17 protein-coding genes are annotated in these 19,629 nt (G+C 45.0%); 10 read left to right on the top strand and 7 right to left on the bottom strand.

Annotation, left to right across the window (positions count from 1 at the left end):
• The first annotated feature begins 40 nt into the window (after positions 1-40).
• Positions 41-676, top strand: a complete 636-nt coding sequence (gene pdxH / locus R7P72_RS04760) for a pyridoxamine 5'-phosphate oxidase (RefSeq protein ID WP_005374570.1) — start codon at positions 41-43, stop codon at positions 674-676.
• Positions 677-749: 73 nt separating this feature from the next.
• Here pdxH and R7P72_RS04765 read toward each other — a convergent pair whose 3' ends face one another.
• Positions 750-1,469: a PAS domain-containing protein gene (locus tag R7P72_RS04765; protein WP_017820063.1), complete on the bottom strand. Its 720-nt coding sequence runs from the start codon at positions 1,467-1,469 to the stop codon at positions 750-752.
• Positions 1,470-2,441: 972 nt separating this feature from the next.
• On the opposite strand from R7P72_RS04765, the gene R7P72_RS04770 reads away from it, so the two are divergent.
• The 4 genes from R7P72_RS04770 to putP all read left to right on the top strand — a co-directional run bounded on the left by R7P72_RS04770 (position 2,442) and on the right by putP (position 9,141).
• Positions 2,442-3,254, top strand: coding sequence for an AraC family transcriptional regulator (locus R7P72_RS04770; protein ID WP_005374573.1), 813 nt, complete (start codon positions 2,442-2,444; stop codon positions 3,252-3,254).
• A 406-nt stretch (positions 3,255-3,660) separates the two neighbouring features.
• The gene (putA, locus tag R7P72_RS04775) at positions 3,661-6,792 is read left to right on the top strand and encodes a bifunctional proline dehydrogenase/L-glutamate gamma-semialdehyde dehydrogenase PutA (RefSeq protein WP_005374576.1); all 3,132 of its coding nucleotides are present in this window, start codon (positions 3,661-3,663) and stop codon (positions 6,790-6,792) included.
• 11 nt (positions 6,793-6,803) lie between these two features.
• Positions 6,804-7,511, top strand: coding sequence for a 1-pyrroline-5-carboxylate dehydrogenase (locus R7P72_RS04780; RefSeq protein WP_005374581.1), 708 nt, complete (start codon positions 6,804-6,806; stop codon positions 7,509-7,511).
• 136 nt (positions 7,512-7,647) lie between these two features.
• Positions 7,648-9,141: a sodium/proline symporter PutP gene (gene putP / locus R7P72_RS04785; RefSeq protein ID WP_005374582.1), complete on the top strand. Its 1,494-nt coding sequence runs from the start codon at positions 7,648-7,650 to the stop codon at positions 9,139-9,141.
• Positions 9,142-9,265: 124 nt separating this feature from the next.
• Here putP and R7P72_RS04790 read toward each other — a convergent pair whose 3' ends face one another.
• Positions 9,266-9,799, bottom strand: a complete 534-nt coding sequence (locus R7P72_RS04790) for a GNAT family N-acetyltransferase (protein ID WP_005374585.1) — start codon at positions 9,797-9,799, stop codon at positions 9,266-9,268.
• A 148-nt stretch (positions 9,800-9,947) separates the two neighbouring features.
• Here R7P72_RS04790 and R7P72_RS04795 point away from each other — a divergent pair, with 148 nt between their 5' ends.
• Positions 9,948-10,187 (top strand): RNA recognition motif domain-containing protein, encoded by a 240-nt coding sequence (locus R7P72_RS04795; protein ID WP_005374587.1) that lies wholly within the window; start codon positions 9,948-9,950, stop codon positions 10,185-10,187.
• 91 nt (positions 10,188-10,278) lie between these two features.
• Here the strand turns inward: R7P72_RS04795 and R7P72_RS04800 are convergent, their stop codons facing one another.
• Together R7P72_RS04800 and R7P72_RS04805 are read right to left on the bottom strand one after the other, a co-directional pair.
• Positions 10,279-10,713: a hypothetical protein gene (locus R7P72_RS04800; protein WP_005374589.1), complete on the bottom strand. Its 435-nt coding sequence runs from the start codon at positions 10,711-10,713 to the stop codon at positions 10,279-10,281.
• A gap of 18 nt (positions 10,714-10,731) precedes the next feature.
• Entirely contained in the window at positions 10,732-11,265 is a 534-nt protein-coding gene (locus tag R7P72_RS04805) for a GNAT family N-acetyltransferase (protein ID WP_005374591.1), read from the bottom strand.
• Positions 11,266-11,623: 358 nt separating this feature from the next.
• On the opposite strand from R7P72_RS04805, the gene R7P72_RS04810 reads away from it, so the two are divergent.
• Together R7P72_RS04810 and R7P72_RS04815 are read left to right on the top strand one after the other, a co-directional pair.
• Positions 11,624-11,872, top strand: a complete 249-nt coding sequence (locus tag R7P72_RS04810; RefSeq protein WP_005374593.1) for a hypothetical protein — start codon at positions 11,624-11,626, stop codon at positions 11,870-11,872.
• Positions 11,873-12,164: 292 nt separating this feature from the next.
• The gene (locus R7P72_RS04815) at positions 12,165-12,641 is read left to right on the top strand and encodes an Lrp/AsnC family transcriptional regulator (protein ID WP_005374595.1); all 477 of its coding nucleotides are present in this window, start codon (positions 12,165-12,167) and stop codon (positions 12,639-12,641) included.
• A gap of 103 nt (positions 12,642-12,744) precedes the next feature.
• On the opposite strand, the gene R7P72_RS04820 is transcribed toward R7P72_RS04815, so the two are convergent.
• Together R7P72_RS04820 and R7P72_RS04825 are read right to left on the bottom strand one after the other, a co-directional pair.
• A complete protein-coding gene (locus R7P72_RS04820; protein ID WP_005374596.1) occupies positions 12,745-13,452 on the bottom strand; it encodes a DUF445 domain-containing protein in 708 nt (235 codons plus the stop codon).
• A gap of 592 nt (positions 13,453-14,044) precedes the next feature.
• Positions 14,045-15,895: an ABC transporter ATP-binding protein gene (locus R7P72_RS04825; protein WP_005374597.1), complete on the bottom strand. Its 1,851-nt coding sequence runs from the start codon at positions 15,893-15,895 to the stop codon at positions 14,045-14,047.
• Between the two features lie 404 nt (positions 15,896-16,299).
• Between R7P72_RS04825 and R7P72_RS04830 the strand changes: the two genes are divergently transcribed.
• Positions 16,300-17,301 (top strand): arginine deiminase-related protein, encoded by a 1,002-nt coding sequence (locus R7P72_RS04830; RefSeq protein ID WP_005374598.1) that lies wholly within the window; start codon positions 16,300-16,302, stop codon positions 17,299-17,301.
• Between the two features lie 265 nt (positions 17,302-17,566).
• Entirely contained in the window at positions 17,567-18,805 is a 1,239-nt protein-coding gene (locus R7P72_RS04835; RefSeq protein WP_213906970.1) for a DEAD/DEAH box helicase, read from the top strand.
• Positions 18,806-18,870: 65 nt separating this feature from the next.
• Here the strand turns inward: R7P72_RS04835 and R7P72_RS04840 are convergent, their stop codons facing one another.
• Positions 18,871-19,563 (bottom strand): MOSC domain-containing protein, encoded by a 693-nt coding sequence (locus R7P72_RS04840; protein ID WP_318110386.1) that lies wholly within the window; start codon positions 19,561-19,563, stop codon positions 18,871-18,873.
• Positions 19,564-19,629 lie beyond the last annotated feature (66 nt).

Genomic DNA, 19,629 nt, shown 5'->3' on the forward strand with positions numbered 1-19,629 from the left:
ATCGGGAGCACAATCGACAAAAACGAGTGAAGGAGTAAAGATGGAACTTGCTGATATTCGTCGTGAGTACACCAAAGGTGGGCTGCGTCGTAAAGATTTGAAAGCTGATCCTATTGATCAATTTAATCTGTGGCTAGAGCAAGCAGTTGAAGCGGGTTTAACGGACCCGACTGCGATGACAGTTGCAACGGTTGATGAAAATGGCATGCCGTTTCAACGCATTGTTCTATTGAAAAACGTCGACAAAGATGGTTTTGTGTTTTACACCAACCTAGGCAGTCGCAAGGCCCAGCAGCTAGAGCATAACAGCAATATTAGTTTGCACTTCCCTTGGCACCCGTTAGAGCGCCAAGTTCATATTACTGGTGTGGCTGAAAAGCTTACCGCCGTAGAGAATATGAAATACTTTACTTCTCGTCCTAAAGAGAGCCAGTTGGCCGCAATCGCGAGCAAACAAAGTAGCCGTATTTCTGCCAGAGGTGTGTTGGAAGGTAAGTTTTTAGAGCTAAAACAGAAGTTTGCTAAGGGTGAAATACCAGTACCAACCTTTTGGGGTGGCTTTCGCGTAAAACCAAAGAGCATCGAATTTTGGCAAGGTGGCGAACATCGCCTTCACGATCGTTTTCTTTTCTCCCAGCATGATGGAAGTTGGGACATTGATCGTTTAGCGCCATAGGCTTATGGTCCCTCATGAATAAACAAACACCGCCGAATTGGGGCGGTGTTTTTGTAGGTGGAAGCGATGCGAATTATCGCTCTCCATTCAACACAACCGATAATTGATGCTTAAGCAGCGTTTTGGGTACAACAGAGCCGTAGCCTGCTTCCATTGCTTTATCTATTAGTTCGTTCTTGCTGTTCGCTGCAAACTTATTACGTAAGCGTGCGACGTGACCTTCAACGGTTTTTGTTGATATGCCCATGACCTGAGAGATAAATTGAGGCTTTTTGCCATAGAGCAAGAGGAAAAGCGTTTCTTGCTCGCGGCATGTGAGCTTCTCTGGTTTTGGTTGTAAGTCAGAAAAACGAAAGATGGATTGTTGATTTGGGTTGGTACTGATTGCACGACAAACCCAATACCCGACTTCAATCACGGCGGTGTCGGTGAGTTCCCTTCCGTAGAAAATGGTGCCTACGATGTCGCCTTTGTCATCTCGCCACGGTGTTTTAGTAAATATATGTGCTCGCCAGCGGCCATCTGGATAAGGGTGGATATCCAGAATTTTTAGTGACTCGCCAGTTTCGAGAACGTGTTTATCTTGGCGTTGAAATTCTTGCGCGCATTCAGTGGTTGGGCTGGCCATATCAAAATCAGTTTTACCCAAGCACTCCTCGGGCGATGTGTGCCCTAACAGTTCTGCGTATTCCTGGTTTACGTATAGGAATACCGAATCTTTATCTTTGCATCCCCAACAACCTGGTAGCTGTTTAAGGAGGGATTGTTCTATGGTATCGACTGAAATATTCACAAAAGGACTCACTACATACTGCTTTTACCAATACAGAGACGTCCGTGTTACATGGCTCGTATTGATGTTGCCAAGTAGGCAGTTACGTTGCTAGAACACGTTCGTTGATTGGCGCTCAATCCAATTAAATTCATGGTGTTCGATGTTTTCGTCAGGTAGTCATAGACAACGACGAAATGGAACGAAGAGTTTAATTGGGAAAATGGTCTGTTTCATTACAGATATGTGCGCTCACGGATGTCCGCCTAATGTTCGGCTTACAACTCGTATCGTCCTTGATCATGCTTCCTACAACTCAGTTGTAATGTGTTTGACTTTCATATCACTTGTGAGCGAAAGAGCAGCACCTAAGCATATGAGAGGGACAGTGAGACAAAAGCTATGATATCAGCTTATGCCATTGTTTTCATTGTTGAGAAGCGAAAAAAAAGCCAGCCTGAAGACGGGCTGGCAACACAAGATATAATCTTGTCGACGTGTAGAAGAGGTTCTAAATTACCTAGCGAGGGTCTGCTAAGTAAGTTAGAGGTATCAATGAGATACCGAGAGCTTTAGATCGTATGCATCTTAAAGCTCGATAACTAATGTATTGAATCAGAGGCATATTAGTAAGGGGGGAAATCCCTCTATGTTGAGTTTAAGAGTGGGTTTCGATCCGTTTCAGAGACGACTTATCTAATATGGAGCACGGTGTTTTACAAAATAACAGATTGTTCGGTAACAAGGATCTTTACATTGATTGATTATATATACGTAAGGTGTTGCCTATCTATCCGTTTTTGTTAATAAAATTGGTTGCTCACTGACCGTAAATTAACCTCGCATGATCATCGTTCCGGAACTATGATCATGTAAATGAACTTGATCATGCTGATTTGATCTTGTCGATTGAGTTGGGTAAAAGTTGCAACCCAACAAAGAAGGTATATGATGCGAAGACGTAAGCTGACCGTGTAAAGACGACTGTTTAAAATGAGTGACTCAGATAACCAAAAAATCCTTTCATATCAAGAGATTATGCTGCCGAAGCCGGCGGAGCTGATCACACTTCCGTCTTATATGGATTGCCACGATCATTCTTATACGCAGATCGTGATTGGTTTAAAAGGGCAAGCCGAATTTGAAGTGCGCGGGCGAGGTAATCTTGTCGGCCCTGGTCAAGGTTGTGTGGTCACCGCATGCTCTGATCATGCTTTCGGTGGCGTCATCAATCAATCGGATATTTTGGTGCTGAATATGCCCAAACCGACAAATGATGATCCTGACATGCTTCAAAAAATCAATAACCTGGAGAGAGACCATGTCTACTTCCAGTTAGATAGTCAAATTCAGAAGCTGATACAGATGTTGGTTCAGGAAATGCGAAACCATCCGGATGACCTGCTGTTAAGTCGTGCGTGTAACGACACTGTGATTGCATTAATGCAGCGCCATATCTCGGCATTTGAGACCAGTCGAAAAGAGTCGCGCTTTGATTTGGAGGCGATTGATCGTTACATTGAGCAGCACCTGAGTCATAAGATTAGTGTGGCTCAATTGGCCGGGCGAGTGTTTCTTGGGGAAAGTCAGTTCCATTGCTTGTTTAAAGAGCAGATGGGGATTACACCTCATCAATATGTTCTCGGAAAGCGTATCGACATGGCTCGTGAATTAATCGAGCAAGGGCACCTTTCTTTAGGGCAAATTGCCGAGTTTACTGGCTTCTCAAGCCAGAGTACTTTTACTCATACTTTTACTCGCTTACAGGGAATATCACCTTCCCGTTATAAAAAACAAGTTGGATAACAACGCGTTTTTTTAGGTCAAATAATCATCAATCAGAATAAAGCCATGCACTATGCATGGTTTTTTTATGTTTTATTCACGTGACCTATCTCTCGTTTTTTTAAATTCTCTGTTCTTTGCAGTGGTTGATATGCCACTTGATCCTACATTTTCTCTTAGAACGAGCTCTTCACAAAAATCTTATTGATATTCTTGATATTTTGTTGTGAATGCAATGAAAAAATTAAAATTTACAACACAAAATATTACCTATTTGAATGTGACTATGTGGATGTTTTGTTATAAAAGCGAGTTTTTGGCAAAAATGTCGTAGTTTTTGACAAGTATTCTTATCGGCCTCAAAATACACTGCCAGCCATTGATAATCCTCGAAGCGGTTTTCGAGGAGTGAGATTGAGGAACACACATGTTTACAGCTACGAACGTGTTGACACCGGAATTTATCGGGCAGCCGCTTGATAAGTTGTGGTCACTGATCTCGCCATTATATATGGTGGACGAGTCTCAATGGCTAGAGCAACTATTGCCACTAGCGACGCCGACAGAGGATGAAAAATCGGCGATCACTACCCAAACTACCCACCTTATCGAAGCCATTCGTGCCGATAAGAAGTCAATCCAGATGATTGATGCTTTATTGCTGGAATACAGCTTAGATACTCAAGAAGGTATCTTGCTGATGTGTCTTGCAGAAGCATTAATGCGCATCCCAGATGCCGCGACAGCAGATTCTTTGATTAAAGATAAGTTGAGTGTCGCAGACTGGAAATCTCACCTGAAAAACTCTGACTCTGTGTTTGTTAACGCATCAACATGGGGCCTCATGCTAACAGGTAAAGTGGTTGGTCTTGGTGAGCAAGGCACCCAGAGCCCAGGTCAGGCTGTAAACCGTCTGGTAAATAAATTCTCTGAGCCCGTGATTCGTAAAGCCATGTATCAGGCAATGAAGATCATGGGTCACCAGTTTGTTCGTGGTCGTACGATCGAAGAAGCGCAAAAGAACGGTCGCCCAATGCGCGACAAAGGTTTCACCTACTCGTTTGATATGTTGGGTGAGGCGGCGTTAACTACAGCGGACGCGAACAAGTACTTCAAAGATTACCTAATGGCGATCGAAGCGGTGGGTCGCGAGACTTACGGTAACGACACCAGCCCTGCGCCTTCGATTTCCATCAAGCTTTCTGCATTACACCCGCGCTACGAAGTCGCAAATGAAGAACGTGTAATGACAGAGTTGTATGACTCACTAATGCAACTACTAAAACGTGCTATTGAAGTCGACGTTGCAATCACAATCGATGCAGAAGAAGCGGATCGCCTTGAGCTTTCCCTGAAGCTATTTGAGAAAGTATACCGTAGCGATCTTGTGAAGGGTTGGGGCAAGTTTGGTTTGGTTATTCAAGCCTACTCAAAACGTGCGCTACCAGTCTTGGTGTGGCTAAATGCACTCGCAAAAGAGCAAGGTGACGTTATTCCTCTGCGTTTGGTTAAAGGCGCGTACTGGGACAGCGAAATCAAGTGGTCTCAACAAGCGGGTTATGCAAATTACCCAGTATACACTCGCAAAGAAGCGACGGACGTTGCATACCTAGCTTGTGCTCGTTTCCTACTTAGCGAAGGTGTTCGCGGTAATATCTACCCACAATTTGCAAGCCACAATGCTCACACGGTGACGGCAATTGCTGTCATGGCGGAGCACAAAGAATACGAGTTCCAGCGCCTGCATGGTATGGGTGATTCACTGTATAACCATGTTATGAAAATGTACGGTCAGCCAGTACGTATTTATGCTCCTGTCGGTAGCCATGCTGATCTTCTTCCGTACTTGGTTCGTCGTCTGCTTGAAAATGGTGCGAACAGCTCGTTTGTACACCGTCTAGTTGATGCGCGTTGTCCGATTTATGAGTTGACCCATCACCCTGTGGATGTGTTGACGGGTTTTGACACGCTACACAACGACAAAATTCCATTGCCTGCCGATATTTTCCCTGAGCGTAAGAACTCATATGGCGTCAACATTGACATCGACAGTGAAGCGAAGCCATTTGAAGCTCAGGTCGAAAGCTTCATGGACAACCAGTGGGTTGCAGGCCCGATGATCAATGGTGAACGCTTTGCCGAAAGCATGATCAAGGAAAATGCGGCTGAGATCATCACCGCACCATACGATCGCCGAATTGAAGTCGGCAAAGTGGCATTTGCAACTCTTGATCACGTTTCCGCTGCAATTGATGCGGCGCAAAGTGCTTTCTCTGATTGGAAAACCGTTCCTGTTGAGCAAAAAGCGGCTTGTTTAGAAAAGCTTGCTGACTTAATGGAAGAAAACCTGGCTGAGCTGGTGGCGATTTGTCACAAAGAAGCGGGTAAAACGATTCACGATAGCATTGATGAAGTTCGTGAAGCGGTGGATTTCTGTCGTTATTACGCGAAACAAGCGCAAAACCTACAGCCATTTGAGCTAGAAGGCTTTGATGGTGTGAAACGCATTTCTAGCCGTGAAGGTCTTGGTGTGTTTGTGTGTATCAGCCCTTGGAACTTCCCGTTGGCTATCTTCCTTGGTCAGGTGACGGCAGCACTGATTGCGGGTAACACAGTGGTTGCAAAACCTGCTGAGCAAACAAGCTTAATTGCCGCTCGCGCTATTGAACTAATGCTGGATGCTGGTTTCCCTGCAGGTGTGATTCAGTTACTTACTGGTCGCGGCGCTGAGATTGGTCATGCACTGACTTCTCATGATGCTATTGCTGGTGTGGCATTCACTGGCTCAACGGCAACGGCGCAACGCATTAACGTTACGCTTGCGGAGCGCAGCGCGAAACCGGTTCCGTTTATTGCGGAAACAGGTGGCCAAAACGCAATGATTGTGGACAGTACTGCATTGCCAGAGCAGGTGGTGCGTGATGTGATTCGTTCGGCGTTTGCATCTGCTGGTCAGCGTTGTTCTGCCCTTCGTGTTCTATTTGTACAAGAAGATGTAGCAGACCGTATGATCAACCTGATTCAAGGTGCGATGAATGAACTGCATGTTGGTTTACCTTACCTACACAAAACAGATGTTGGTCCGGTTATCGACAGCAATGCAAAACAAAAACTCCTCGCTCACCTTGAGCAAATGAGCAAAACACAGACTAAAGTCGCTCAGCTACAGCTGGATGAATCGTGCCAGCATGGTGACTTTGTCTCACCAAGTGCGTTTGAAATCTCGGGTATCGATGTGCTGAAAGAAGAACAATTTGGTCCAATCTTGCACATTGTTCGCTTTAAAGCGTCTGAATTACCGAACGTGGTTGCGCAGATCAACAAAACGGGTTTTGGCTTGACGATGGGTATCCATAGCCGTAACGAAACCACGTACCGTTGGATTGAGAAACATGCTCGAGTAGGTAACTGCTACATCAACCGAGACCAAGTTGGCGCTGTGGTTGGTGTACAGCCGTTTGGTGGTCAAGGCTTGTCAGGTACTGGCCCGAAAGCTGGTGGTCCACATTACCTATTCCGATTTACTCAACATCTTCTTGCTCAAGCAGAAAACGCATAAGGAGTCGCATTATGGTTCATCAGATCACCTATTTTAAAGATGCATTCTCTGCGTGGGAGCAGTGGAATCTGACTGATTTTGATTACAAATGCGAGCATGTTCTGGCATTTAAATCTGCACTAGAAGGGCAGCAGTCTACCGTTGCCAAAGTGGTTTCTTACCACTTGCAACAAGCATCAACTCTTCTTGCAGAAACTCACCAGTTAGTTGGCCCTACAGGGGAAACTAACGAACTGTATGCCGCAGGACGCGGTGTGGCTTTGGTGATTTGTGAAAACAACATCGAGCCTGCTGATAATGCGTTATACAGTGCTTTTGCGATGATCACCTGTGCCTTAATTGCAGGCAACAGTGTGGTCGTTTGCAGTGACAATGCAGAGCTAAACCAACTGGTTAAGCAAGCTGTAGCGTTGGCAAACTTCCCATCTAACTTAGTCCAGGTTGTTGCGTACGATGCGTCTGCCCCGTTGCTTGAGAGCGATGTACGTAGTGTGGGTTATGTTGGGCGTTCACAGATTGAGCATGCGCTCAATCTTCAACTAGCTAAGCGTGACGGTGCAATCGTCGGCTTAGTTTCTGAAACGGATTTAGAGTCACCGAAATTGGCTCATGATCCTCATCTCTCGTTGCGCTTCATTACTGAGCGCACTCGAACGATAAATATTACCGCGGTGGGTGGTAACGCAACTCTACTCGAGTTGGGGAACGAAACTCACTAACCTGACTTGTAATGCCAATCTGGAGTAACTGGACTGAGAGCCGGTCCAGATTGGTTTTTTATACTCTGATGTATTGCTGAGACGGTAAAATATCAGGGCAGGCAAGGAAGGAAATAATTATAACGAGGACTATCTAATGATAGAAAATAGCTTTGCTATCACGTCCACTTTTGTGGCGTATTTACTGATTATGGTTGCTATTGGCGTATACGCGTATAAGAGGACTTCCAATTCATCTGACTACTTCCTAGGTGGCCGTAGTCTAGGTCCGTGGCCTGCTGCATTATCTGCAGGTGCTTCAGACATGAGTGGTTGGTTGCTGCTAGGCTTGCCTGGCTATGCGTACGCTGCGGGTATCGAGGCCTTCTGGTTAGCCGGCGGTCTACTTCTTGGTACATGGGCAAACTGGCTCATCAGTGCAAAACGCCTCCGTACCTACAGTATCCAAACTGACGCGCTAACGTTGCCAGAGTTTCTGTCACGTCGCTTCAACGATAAGTCGAAACTGATTCAGACAATCTCTGCGTTTTTCATTCTTCTATTTTTCCTTTTCTACACCAGCTCAGGTTTGGTCGCAGGGGGCAAACTGTTTGAGACGGTATTCGGTCTAGATTACACCTACGCTGTTATCATCGGTACGGTGTGTGTCGTTTCTTACACACTATTCGGTGGTTTCCTAGCGGTATCTTGGACTGACTTAGTGCAAGGTCTTCTAATGGCGGCTGCGCTAATGATTGTTCCTATAGCGGTAATGGACGGTGGTTTAGGTCAGCTAAGTTCTGATCTACATGACATCAACCCAGAACTTGCAACGCTATGGAATGACGCGAAAGGCGAACCATTGTCTGCGATTGCCATTATCTCTCTAGCGGCGTGGGGCCTTGGTTACTTTGGTCAGCCACACATCCTAGCGCGTTTTAAAGCGTCTCGTTCAAACAAAGATCTAACGACTGCACGTCGTATCGCAGTGATTTGGACGGCACTATCTATGGTTGGTGCAATGCTTGTTGGTCTTGTTGGTCTGGTTTGGGTTACGGGTCATCCGGGTACTCAACTAGAAGACGGCGAGAAGATCTTCATGCTATTGGTTAACGCAGTATTCCACCCTGTCGTTGCGGGTATGTTGTTAGCAGCAATCCTAGCGGCGGTAATGAGTACCGCTGACTCACAGCTCCTTGTTTCATCTTCAGCGCTTGCAGAAGATTTCTACAAGCAAGTATTCAAGCCAGAAGCGTCTTCTGAAGAAATCGTAATGATTGGTCGTATCGGTGTTATCGTTATTTCGCTTGTTGCGCTATTCCTAGCGATGACGCCTGATAGCTCAGTACTTGGTCTTGTATCTTACGCTTGGGCTGGTTTTGGTGCGGCATTTGGTCCTGCGGTTGTACTTAGCCTTTACTGGAGCGGTATGAACCGTAACGGCGCGTTAGCAGGTATTCTTGTTGGTGGTATCACTATCGTAGTTTGGAAGCAGCTAACTGGCGGTTGGTTTGATGTGTACGAAATCGTACCGGGCATCATCTTCTCTACGCTTGCCATCATTGTGGTAAGTAAAGCAACGGGTGGTGCTGCGCAAGACGTGTTAGACCAACACCAGTCGTTCGAGAAAAAACTGGTTGAACTAGACTAGTAACTTCCCGTATATGAACACAAAGCCCGCTATTTTAGCGGGCTTTGTTTTATCTGAAACTTAATTAACGTTAATGGTGGTAGCTTGAGATCAAAGCTTAGCATTGCTCGGTTAGATTGGAGTGTTAGTCGCGATGAATTTTGGCGTAAACAACGGTGTTACTCAGCTCTCCCGATGTAGTCAGACGTTCGTTTCTGAGCTCTCCTTCGAACTCATAACCACAGCGCTCGGCTACAGCTCGGCTCTTTTGGTTGGTGCTATCAGCATGAATTGCGATTCTCTTGGCACCCAAGTCATCAAACGCATAGCGCTCAACTTCGAGCACAGCCTCAGCAACATAACCATTGCCAACGGCAGCATTATCTAACCAATAACCTATCTCAAAGGATGGCACATCGGGATCTCGAATCATTAAGCCGACCGCACCCAGTAAGCGATCGCTTTCCTTTTCAATCATGTAGTAACGCAGCTCTTCTTCGAAGTTTTCAAAGTTTGCGATGGCTTTCTCTGTCCCTTCTATCATCGCTTCTAATGTCAGCACATGAGGCACCCACGGCAGATAGACTTCGAGAGTCTTTTGGCTGCGAACGACAGCTTGATGCGCCTCTTCTGCTCGTTCTAAACAAGCAGGGATGAGTTTGAGACGTTTCGTTTCCATGCCGACTCTCCTATGGGTGAAAAATGAACGGAAAATCATTTAAACAGATGTACTTAGAATGATCTAGTCAACGCCGTCATATTATTCACTTGGTTTGCCAGAGAGAAACTGAGAGAATCGAACCGTTATCAAACCAACTAGGTTCATTATGAAACTTTTAGTAAGAAACTTGGCTCGTCACATGACCGAGCAAGATATCCGCAAATTATTCTCAGCGTACGGCAAAGTAGAACTGTGTTCGCTAGTGCTTGATCAAGACACGGGTTTGTCGAAAGGCTTCGGTTTTGTCATCATGCCGGACGAAGCAGAAGCCATTTCTGCTCTTGAAGCACTGAATTTGACGAACGTAGAAAAAAGCAAAATTCGCGTGAAAGTCGCACAAGACTAATACAGAGAAAAGCCAGCGTTATTGCTGGCTTTTTTGTCTTTCTATTTAGAGACCAAATTGGCAACATTCTAGAATGTCTTCTCTTTTCGTTTTAGCGAGATTGATCATCAATTCTTTCTTCAAGTTGTTTCATTAAATCCTTTAACTGTAGAGAATCGAAATTGTCTGAATTCGGCACTTGGTAAGCGTCGTTGACTGTGTAGAGCATCAAACTTTTGCTAGAGAAGAACTCTTTCTGTATTTGGACTTTGACAATGTCATCAAGAGGTAGACGGAAGTAAACCGTTGAGCCCTGGCGGTACTTCAAGGTGATGGTGCTTGCATCGATATCTAGCGTTTTAGGATTGAACGCGCGGCGCGTGAAGTACGTTGAGAGCAGTTTCAATCCTATTATTGTGAGTGCTACGAGTCCAAATTCGACGACCTTGTCTGCTAGGTAGGAAAAATAGAACAGCGACAACAATACAGTTCCTAGCAAGAAAGGGTTGTTCTTGGGCAGATTTTGTGAAGTTTCATGGATAATCATCCGACATATTCCTCGACTTTATTCAGAAGCGACGAACGTGAGTTGGTAGACACAAACCTTTCGTTCTTTGCCTTGCATGCGCAATGTTTTGTCACCGATGTAAGGGATATTTAGTTTTTGGATCACCGATTTAGAACGCTGATTGTCCACCAAATGCATCACGGTTATTCCGTTTAACTCAAAGTGCATTCGAGCAAATTCGAGTAAGGCTTTGGAGGCCTCGAATGCATAGCCTTTCCCCCAATGTGGCACGCCAACCCAGTAGCCTAATGTACCGTAGCCCTCTTCGATACGCGGTAAACTCACTGTACCAAGTAACTCCCCAGTGTTTCGCAAGGTAATAGCGTACGCCACGCCTTGATGCTGCTGATACATCGGATCGTGCCTATCTATCCATGCTTGCGCCATCGGTCGCTCATAAGGATGAGGGATGTTTGCTGTCATGTCGGCAATTCGCTTATCTCCAGCGAGTAAAGCCACTTGTTGGCAGTCATCGATATTGAATGGCCGGAGGATGAGTCTTTCGGTAGTGAGAATCGGTTGTATCGTCATGCATTTCTTCCTTGATGAGACGGCTATAGCTGCTAGCAACTGGTTTGCGGGGTAAATCAAGATAACAAGGCGTCTCGAAAGCTCGATCTAGCCAGCTGTAAAGTTGTCATGCGCCTTACTAAATAATAAGCCCGAACAATTGCTTATGTGTAATGTGTCGTATTAATACACACATAAGCACGTTTGCTCATATTGATGGTACAAAAGTTGAGGTCTGACCAATGTCTCAGTTTTTTGATACTTTCGTTCAATTTTTTGAAGATAGGGCACAAAAAATTAAAGGAGCTTTTTAATTGTGGAATTATTTTGAACAAAATATGTCAATTGTCAGTAGGACGAAAAAGTAGGGAGAAGAGAAATGCCGGATATATATTGCGCAGCTTGTAGAAAATCAACGCAACATAAAGTGATTATGAAGCGTTGCGAGCCTCAGTCTGTTGACTCGTTAACAGGCAAAATGGTGAGTTTTACACAGCTGATGGCGAAATTTGTATCAGGTGAACATTATTACGAGATGGAGCCTCAATACTACTGCCGTTGTTGTAATCATCGTGCAATTGGAGAGGTTGTTCCACATCCTACACGGCATACATCGGCCGCACTCTAATTCTGAGTGATAGCCATGATTAATGGCTAAATAGGGCAGTGTTGCCCGAACGACATATCTATACAGGCGTGTCATGCGCTTTCAAATTTGCGACTCCGCGGGAGCCGCTAGGTTGCTTTTTCTCTTCATATCACGGTTACTAAGTGAGCGGCAATAATCATAGCTCTTTCCCTCCTTCGTTGTTTTCTGGTTATTCTCTGCTGAATTTCACATGCTGTGCATTTGATGGTTTGCAATTGCTTGAGCAACGATTAATGTGATGCTTTCTAAGTGGTTACAAGGAAGTGGGTTAATGAGTTATCAATTGGACCGGATTGATTTACATATTTTGAGAGTGCTTCATTCGAGAGGCAGAATTCCAGTTGTAGAACTAGCAAAGCTGATTAACTTAACGACTTCTCCATGTTCTGACCGTGTAAAGCGGCTAGAAAAAGAAGGGTATATCAATGGTTACCATGCAGAGTTGAATGCGGAAAAGTTGGGGCTGGATGTGCAAGTATTCATCCATATTCGTTTAGACCAAACCAGTTTTTCTATTTTTGAAAAGTTTGCGAAAGCGGTGGAATTGATGCCTGAAATTGAAGAGTGCTACTCGCTCTCTGGAGATTTCGATACCATGATAAAAGTTCGTGTTAAGAGCATGAAAGCGTATCAGGAGTTTATGTCGAGTAAGTTAGGCACGCTTCCGGGCGTGATTCAAACTCGTAGTGAAGTGGTCATAGAAGAACATAAAACGGGATTTGGTGTTAATCCCGAGCTCCTTGGTTAGGCGAGGCATGTGTTGAGCCTCCTTATTTAGCGTGGCTTGGTATATTACTTTTTCTCGATTAAAAAAGGAGCCGAAGCTCCTTTTTTAATAAATCGGTGAGCGATTATGCCCCGATAAAGGTGCTGATAACGCCAATTAAACCACCAAAAACACCGCCCCAAACGACTAGCCAGCCAAGGTGTTCTTTGATCATCTTTTGCACCATTTCTTTAACTAATGCCGGTGTTAATTCGCTTAAACGTTGATCGATGATACCTTCAATGTTCTGCTTTATCTCATCCATCATTGCAGGAGATTCGAATTGCTCTTTCAGTGCTTCTTTGATGTTATCGCTCTTGCTCAACTCAATGATGGATTCTTGCATCTTTTCGACGAAAGGTTGGCGCATGGGTTGTAGCGCTTCCGAGCCGCCAAACATCGCTAGCATGCCGCCAAATTGAGAGCCTTCAATTACTTCCACTAGGGAATCAAATGCTGGATTTAAATCTACTTTCTCAATTACTGGTTGAAGATCGATGTTCACACCGCCCGCCATTTCTTTATTCAAGAATCGGTCAATGTTCGCTTCAGTAAAAAACTGTTCCATCATTAAGTTTTTGATAGCCAGTTTAAACTCTTCAAATCGCGCGGGGATCACGCCAGAACCGTATAATCCAGGCACTTTCTCAAACAGCATATGGATGGCAAGCCAGTTGGTGATGGCGCCTGAGAACGCAAACAGCCCTGCATACCAAAGATAGTCGTTTTGTAATTGATGACCTCCAGCCATCAAAGCGATAGCGAGGACATTCGTTAGCAAACTTTTGTTCATAGTGACCAGTTATATATGAATATCGGAAAGAATAAGTGGGCCTGATTCTATACCTAAGTCACATTAAGATGCTAGGTTTTGCCGTGATGAGTAATCTTGTAGAGAAGGGACAAAAAATGAATGCTCAGAAAAACAAAACCCGACAATCATTGTCGGGCCACTGCTTTTTCTTAGAAAAACTAAGATTCTATTTTTAATTTTAGATGCGGTAGATCTTACAACAAAGTTGGCATTTCCATCTTTCTGAGTAGCCAAATAGCTTGTCAGCCCAACTTGGTTTGAGTTGTACGATCTGCATTGAACCACATTTACACATAAGCTAATTACCTTATTGTTAATATAATAACTAAGCCATCTATTGAGTATAGCTGTTTCTCAAAAAGTGAAATGACAAATGAAGACGGCTCAATACTCTGTATTGTGTTCATTGCAATGGATACGCAACGAGGCGGTATATTAGCAGAAAAAGTGTGAGCTTTATCATGGAGAGTGTTTCATATATGAGAAACCACAATGGCTATATGAGCATCTAGCCATGGATTAAAATAAAAAACGGCGCTTAAAGCGCCGTTTTTATTGAGCTTATCACTCGTTAAGAAGCGTGTTGATTGTCTAGTTCTTCAGCGATAAATCCGCCAGTTTGATGCGCCCAAAGCTGGGCGTAAATGCCGTTATTCGCAATGAGTTCTTGATGAGAACCTTGTTCAACGATGCTGCCTTTATCTAGCACGATGAGGCGATCCATTTGTGCGATGGTCGATAATCGGTGAGCGATAGCAATAACCGTTTTCCCTTGCATTAATTCATTCAAGCTTTCCTGAATCGCCGCTTCGACTTCTGAATCCAGAGCCGATGTTGCTTCATCCAATACCAGCAATGGTGCGTCTTTGAGTAGCACACGAGATATTGCGATACGCTGACGTTGGCCGCCAGACAGTTTCACACCACGTTCACCAACTTGCGCATCGTATCCGACATTACCAAATGGGTCGGTCAGAGTTTCGATAAACTCATGGGCATGCGCTTGCTTAGTGGCTTTCAGCAAATCTTCTTCTGTCGCATCTGGATTGCCATACAAAATATTGTCACGAATTGAACGGTGTAGCAGAGAAGTATCTTGGGTCACCATACCGATCTTTGAACGCAAAGAGTCTTGTGTGACTTCTGAGATGTTCTGTCCATCGATCTTAATGCTGCCGTCTTCGACATCGTGGAAACGAAGTAACAAGTTCACCAAAGTCGATTTTCCGGCGCCGGAGCGCCCGACCAAGCCTACTTTCTCTCCTGGTTTGATGTTGAGGTCGAGATGGCTAATCACGCCTTTGTTCTCACCGTAATGGAAGCTGACGTTATCAAAGTGAATGCCTCCTTCAGTGACAACCAAGTCTTTTGCACCTGGTTTATCTTTAATATCAATAGGCTTAGAGAGCGTTTTCATTCCATCGACAACGGTTCCCATGTTTTCAAAGAGGGCGCCAACTTCCCACATTATCCACATCGACATACCGTTTACGCGCAATGCAAGACTAACAGCAATCGCAATCGCGCCAACGCTAATGGCACTATCCAACCACAGGTAAATCGATAAAGCAGCAACGGAAAATACCAAAATATAGTTTGAGATCTCTACAGCGACGTCGAAGCCGGTCACTAGGCGCATTTGACGATAGACCGTATTTAAAAATCCTTTCATGCCTTGCTCGGCATATTGGGTTTCGCGCTGGCTATGAGAAAACAGTTTGACGGTTTGAATATTGGTATAACTGTCTACGATGCGCCCTGTCATTGTCGAACGTGCATCGGCCTGCGCTGAAGCGACGTCTTTGAGCTTAGGGACAAAATAGATTTGGATAGCGATGTAAGCGAGTAACCAGACGATCATTGGGATCATCAAACGCCAGTCTGCCGTCGCTAACATAATGATCATGCTGGTGAAGTAAACCGTAACGTAAACAAACACATCCATAGCTTTCATTACGGTTTCGCGCACAGCTAATGAGGTTTGCATGACTTTCGTTGCGACTCGGCCTGCAAAATCATCTTGATAGAAGTTCAAGCTTTGATTGAGCAAATACCGGTGTGCAAGCCAGCGGATAGACATTGGGTAGTTGCCCAATAACGTTTGATGAACGAGCAACGAGTACAAGATCACCAATATAGGCATGACAACCAGCAATAAGGCTCCGTAGAAAATCAAATCCGATTTGTTGTCTTGTAAGAACGTTTCTGGATTGCTGGTAGACAACCAATCAACCAATTGTCCCATGGCGCCAAACAACATTACCTCAACAACAGCCACAATTGTGGCCATCAAAGACATGATGATCAAAGGCTTTTCATAACCACGAGTGTAATAACGCAGAAAAGCGAACATCCCTGAAGGAGGCTGATCCGGTGTAGATTTGGGGAACGGCTCTGTAAAGCCTTCAAATCGTTTAAACATAACTCATCCTAAAGTTAAAACAATGCCATATGGGGTGGCTAAATCCATCGATTCACGCTGCTTTGGACGAAACCGCGTGTATGAGAGTTTCTTGCCTGCTCCTCGATAAAGCAGACCGATTGACGAGAGGGGCGAAAAAATAGTCTAACCGATTGTGTCTTAAATGTAACTAGTTGGTTATGAGTGTGATTGTCTATGGTTCTGATTCTTATGATGAATTCTTATCATGTTCATCGTGGTGCCATAAAAGCTTAAACCTGCAAAGTGACAATAAAATTTAAGGAAAAATGAACTTAATGCAGCAAAAATTACTTTTGTGCAATTAAATTAATTGTCAAAACAGCAAAACTGAAGTTAACAATAAATTTACAATCTCCTCATTCTAGTGATAAGGAATGTATTGGATGCTATTACACGAATCAGTGACCCAATTTGCTAATGGGAAAGAAGAAAGCACGCAAAGTGCTCAGCGCCAAACCGCAAACTGCGTAGTGATGGTGCCACCGAAAGAGTTTCGTTTTAATGAAGAAACCGCACAAGATAATGAGTTCCAACATAAAGTGTCACTCAGCCAAGAAGAAGTCTCACGTCGAGTAATGGCCGAGTTCGCGAGTATGGTTGCAACGCTGCGTCAAGAGGGCGTTCAAGTTGTTGAGTTTGATTATCCAACTTCAGATGTTGCAACGCCAGACGCGGTATTTCCAAACAATTGGTTTAGCACTACGCCAGATGGCACGTTGTACACCTTTCCAATGGCCTGTGAAAACCGTCAAAAAGAAGTACGTCCCGATGCACTTGTGGCAGCACTAGCGCAAGCAGGGCGAGAAGTTCATCGACGCAGCAGTCTAACTGAATATCTTGACGAGCAAGCGTATTTAGAAAGCACGGGTGTGATGGTGTTTGACCACCTAAATAAAACGGTCTACGCCGCACTCTCACAACGTTGTGATCGTCTGGTTTTAGAAGATTACGCCGATCGTATTGGCTATGAACGAGTGATTTCTTTCCAAACTCGTTTGCCGTCTGGTGCGCCGATTTATCACACCAATGTGATGATGGCGGTTGGCGAACAGTTTTGCGTGATTTGTGACGAAGTGATCCCAGAATTTGAGCGTCGTTTTGTAATGAAGTCACTCGCCAAAGACAAGCAAGTCATCTCAATTTCGCTTGATCAGATGAACCAGTTCTGCGGTAACATTCTGCAACTAGAAACGATCAACGGCGACAAGGTGATTGCGATGTCGCAATCGGCGTACGATGCATTCTCACCAGCACAAAGAAACCAATTGGCGACGCACGGTAAATTGCTGCCATTCGACGTTTCTACCATAGAATCTATTGGTGGTGGTTCGGTTCGTTGCATGTTGGGTGAAGTGTTCTTACCGAATCGTAAAGCTGTGCTTTAATAAACTGCACATTTCTTTTCAGCCGCAGTGAAAGGCTGATGAAGCGTTCTCTTCAAGGGTTTTTAGCCGTTAGCTCTGTGGCAGTACAGACTAACGGCTTTTTTGCGCTTTTTAGTTTTCTGACGATTTGCGTAGGCGACGCTTGGTTTAAGCGCCTAAAATAGGATGGTTCACCTAGCAGATTGTGGTAAAGTCCGCGCCTGCGTTTTACCGCATCTTCATTATTTTCATTGCTTCTTCAACCCAAAGTACAAGGTTTTCGTTAATGCCATTTTCTACTCTCTCATTGAGTTCTGAGCTGATTCATGCACTGCCAAAAGACTTCAAGAAGCCGACTTATATTCAAGCGTTGGCCATTCCTGAGCTGTTGGCTGGTCAAGATCTATTGGCTTTGGCAAATACAGGCAGCGGCAAAACCCTTGCTTATGGTTTGCCTTTGTTGGAAAAGCTGGGTGTCAATCCAGAGCAAAAAGCGCTGATTCTTGTGCCAACTCGTGAGCTGGCAATGCAAGTGAGTGAAGCAATTAACCAAGTTGGTCAAGTTCTTGAACTCAACGCAGTGTGTTTGTGTGGCGGCGTTGATAAAGAGCAACAACAGCAGGCGCTAGCGACAAATCCTCATATCCTTGTCGCGACGACAGGTCGTTTGGTTGATCTGGCAAACAACGGTTTAGACTTAAGCAATATCCATTACCTAGTGTTGGATGAAGCGGATCGTCTGTTGGATATGGGCTTTTGGCCTGACGTACAAAATATTGCGGGGCTGATTTCAAACCAGCGTCAAACCGCGATGTTCTCGGCAACGTTTTCAGATGAGTTGAAGGGTAAAGCGAAGCTGCTTATGCCGGCACCAAAGCAAGTTGCAGCGCATCAAGAAAACAGCACCAACCAAGATATTGCTGAAACGCTGTACCTCGTTAACAAAGGCAGTAAAACCAAGGCATTGATTGAACTGATTCAAAAAAACGCGTGGACTCAGGCATTAGTATTTATTGGTGCGAAAGAGAACGCCGATGGCTTAGCGAAGAAGCTGAATAAAGCGGGCATCTCAACCAATGCGCTGCATGGCAATAAGAGTCAAGATGAGCGAGAAGAAGCACTGGCGCAGTTTAAATCTGGGCAAATTCAGGTGTTGATTGCCACCGATCTACTAGCGCGCGGCATTCACATTGAGCAATTGCCTGTAGTGATCAACTTTGAACTGTCAATGCATGCAGAAACCTATGTTCACCGAGTAGGACGCACCGCTCGCGCAGGCGAACAAGGTGTGGCGGTGTCATTGGTTTGTCATGGTGAAATGGACGCACTAAGCGCGATTCGTCACCTGACTCAACGTGCATTACCAGTGCAAGATCTGGCAGGTTTTCCAGTAACGGATAAGCCATCAACTGGCGAGAGCAAACGCGCGCCACGCGATAAAAAAGCCAACCGCCGAACTAATGCTAAGAAGAGCATTAAGCAGTTTCAAGGTAAGTCGAAACGCCCAGCCCCGAGTGCGAAGTAAACCAAAAAAACACGCTCTGACGGCATAGTCGGTTCAGAGCGTGGCTTAAATTTTACTTTGGGGTGTTAACCCACAGTTGGGCCAACCAAGCGCATTTCCCAATCTTCAACTTCGCCAGTTTCTAGGCGGCGCTCGACCAACTTGCCCCAAGACTCGACTAACGGCAGATCAGACAGCTGAGTGAGTTCTTTTCTATCTAAACAGCCAGTGAAAACCGCGCCCATGATGCGAGCCAGTGGCCATTCTGGATAAGGTCTTTCGCACAGAATAATCTCGTCACCTGCACCGATATCGCCTTCTTCCAACACTCGGAAATACCAGCCTGTTCGAAGCGTATCTTGCAGTCTTCTCGCCATGTCGTGTTGGTCAAAACGTACGTTAAGTTTCCAACAAGGCATGCGACCTTGCGACACTTCCAGTAGTGTTGAGCCGATGCGAATTTTATCTTTCAAGCAAATCGTGGATTCGGTGACGCCTTCGGAGCTGATGTTTTCGCCAAAGCCGCCGGCGGATTGAAAAATGGTTCTTTCGCCTAATTCTTGTTGCCAGATTGGGTAGTGTTCGCTTGGGTAAATATGAAGCGCTTTTTGAATGCCACCATGAAAGCGCGGATCGCCTTGTTCATCACTGATAAAACCAAGCTCTGTTGCGTGCTGGCGCTCAGGCAGCACTTGTTTGTTGATTGCGCTTTGCGCTCCATGAGCATAAGGGACGGTTTTCCCTGCTAGCACAGCTTTTACGACGCCGATTTTCTTCATATAACCTCCTTATTATTTGAATGAGAGATAAAGTGTTTACCTTCATTCGCGATGCGGAGCATGATA

The organism is Vibrio sp. Vb0888, assembly GCF_033338835.1.
Classification (GTDB): Bacteria; Pseudomonadota; Gammaproteobacteria; order Enterobacterales; family Vibrionaceae; genus Vibrio; species Vibrio alginolyticus.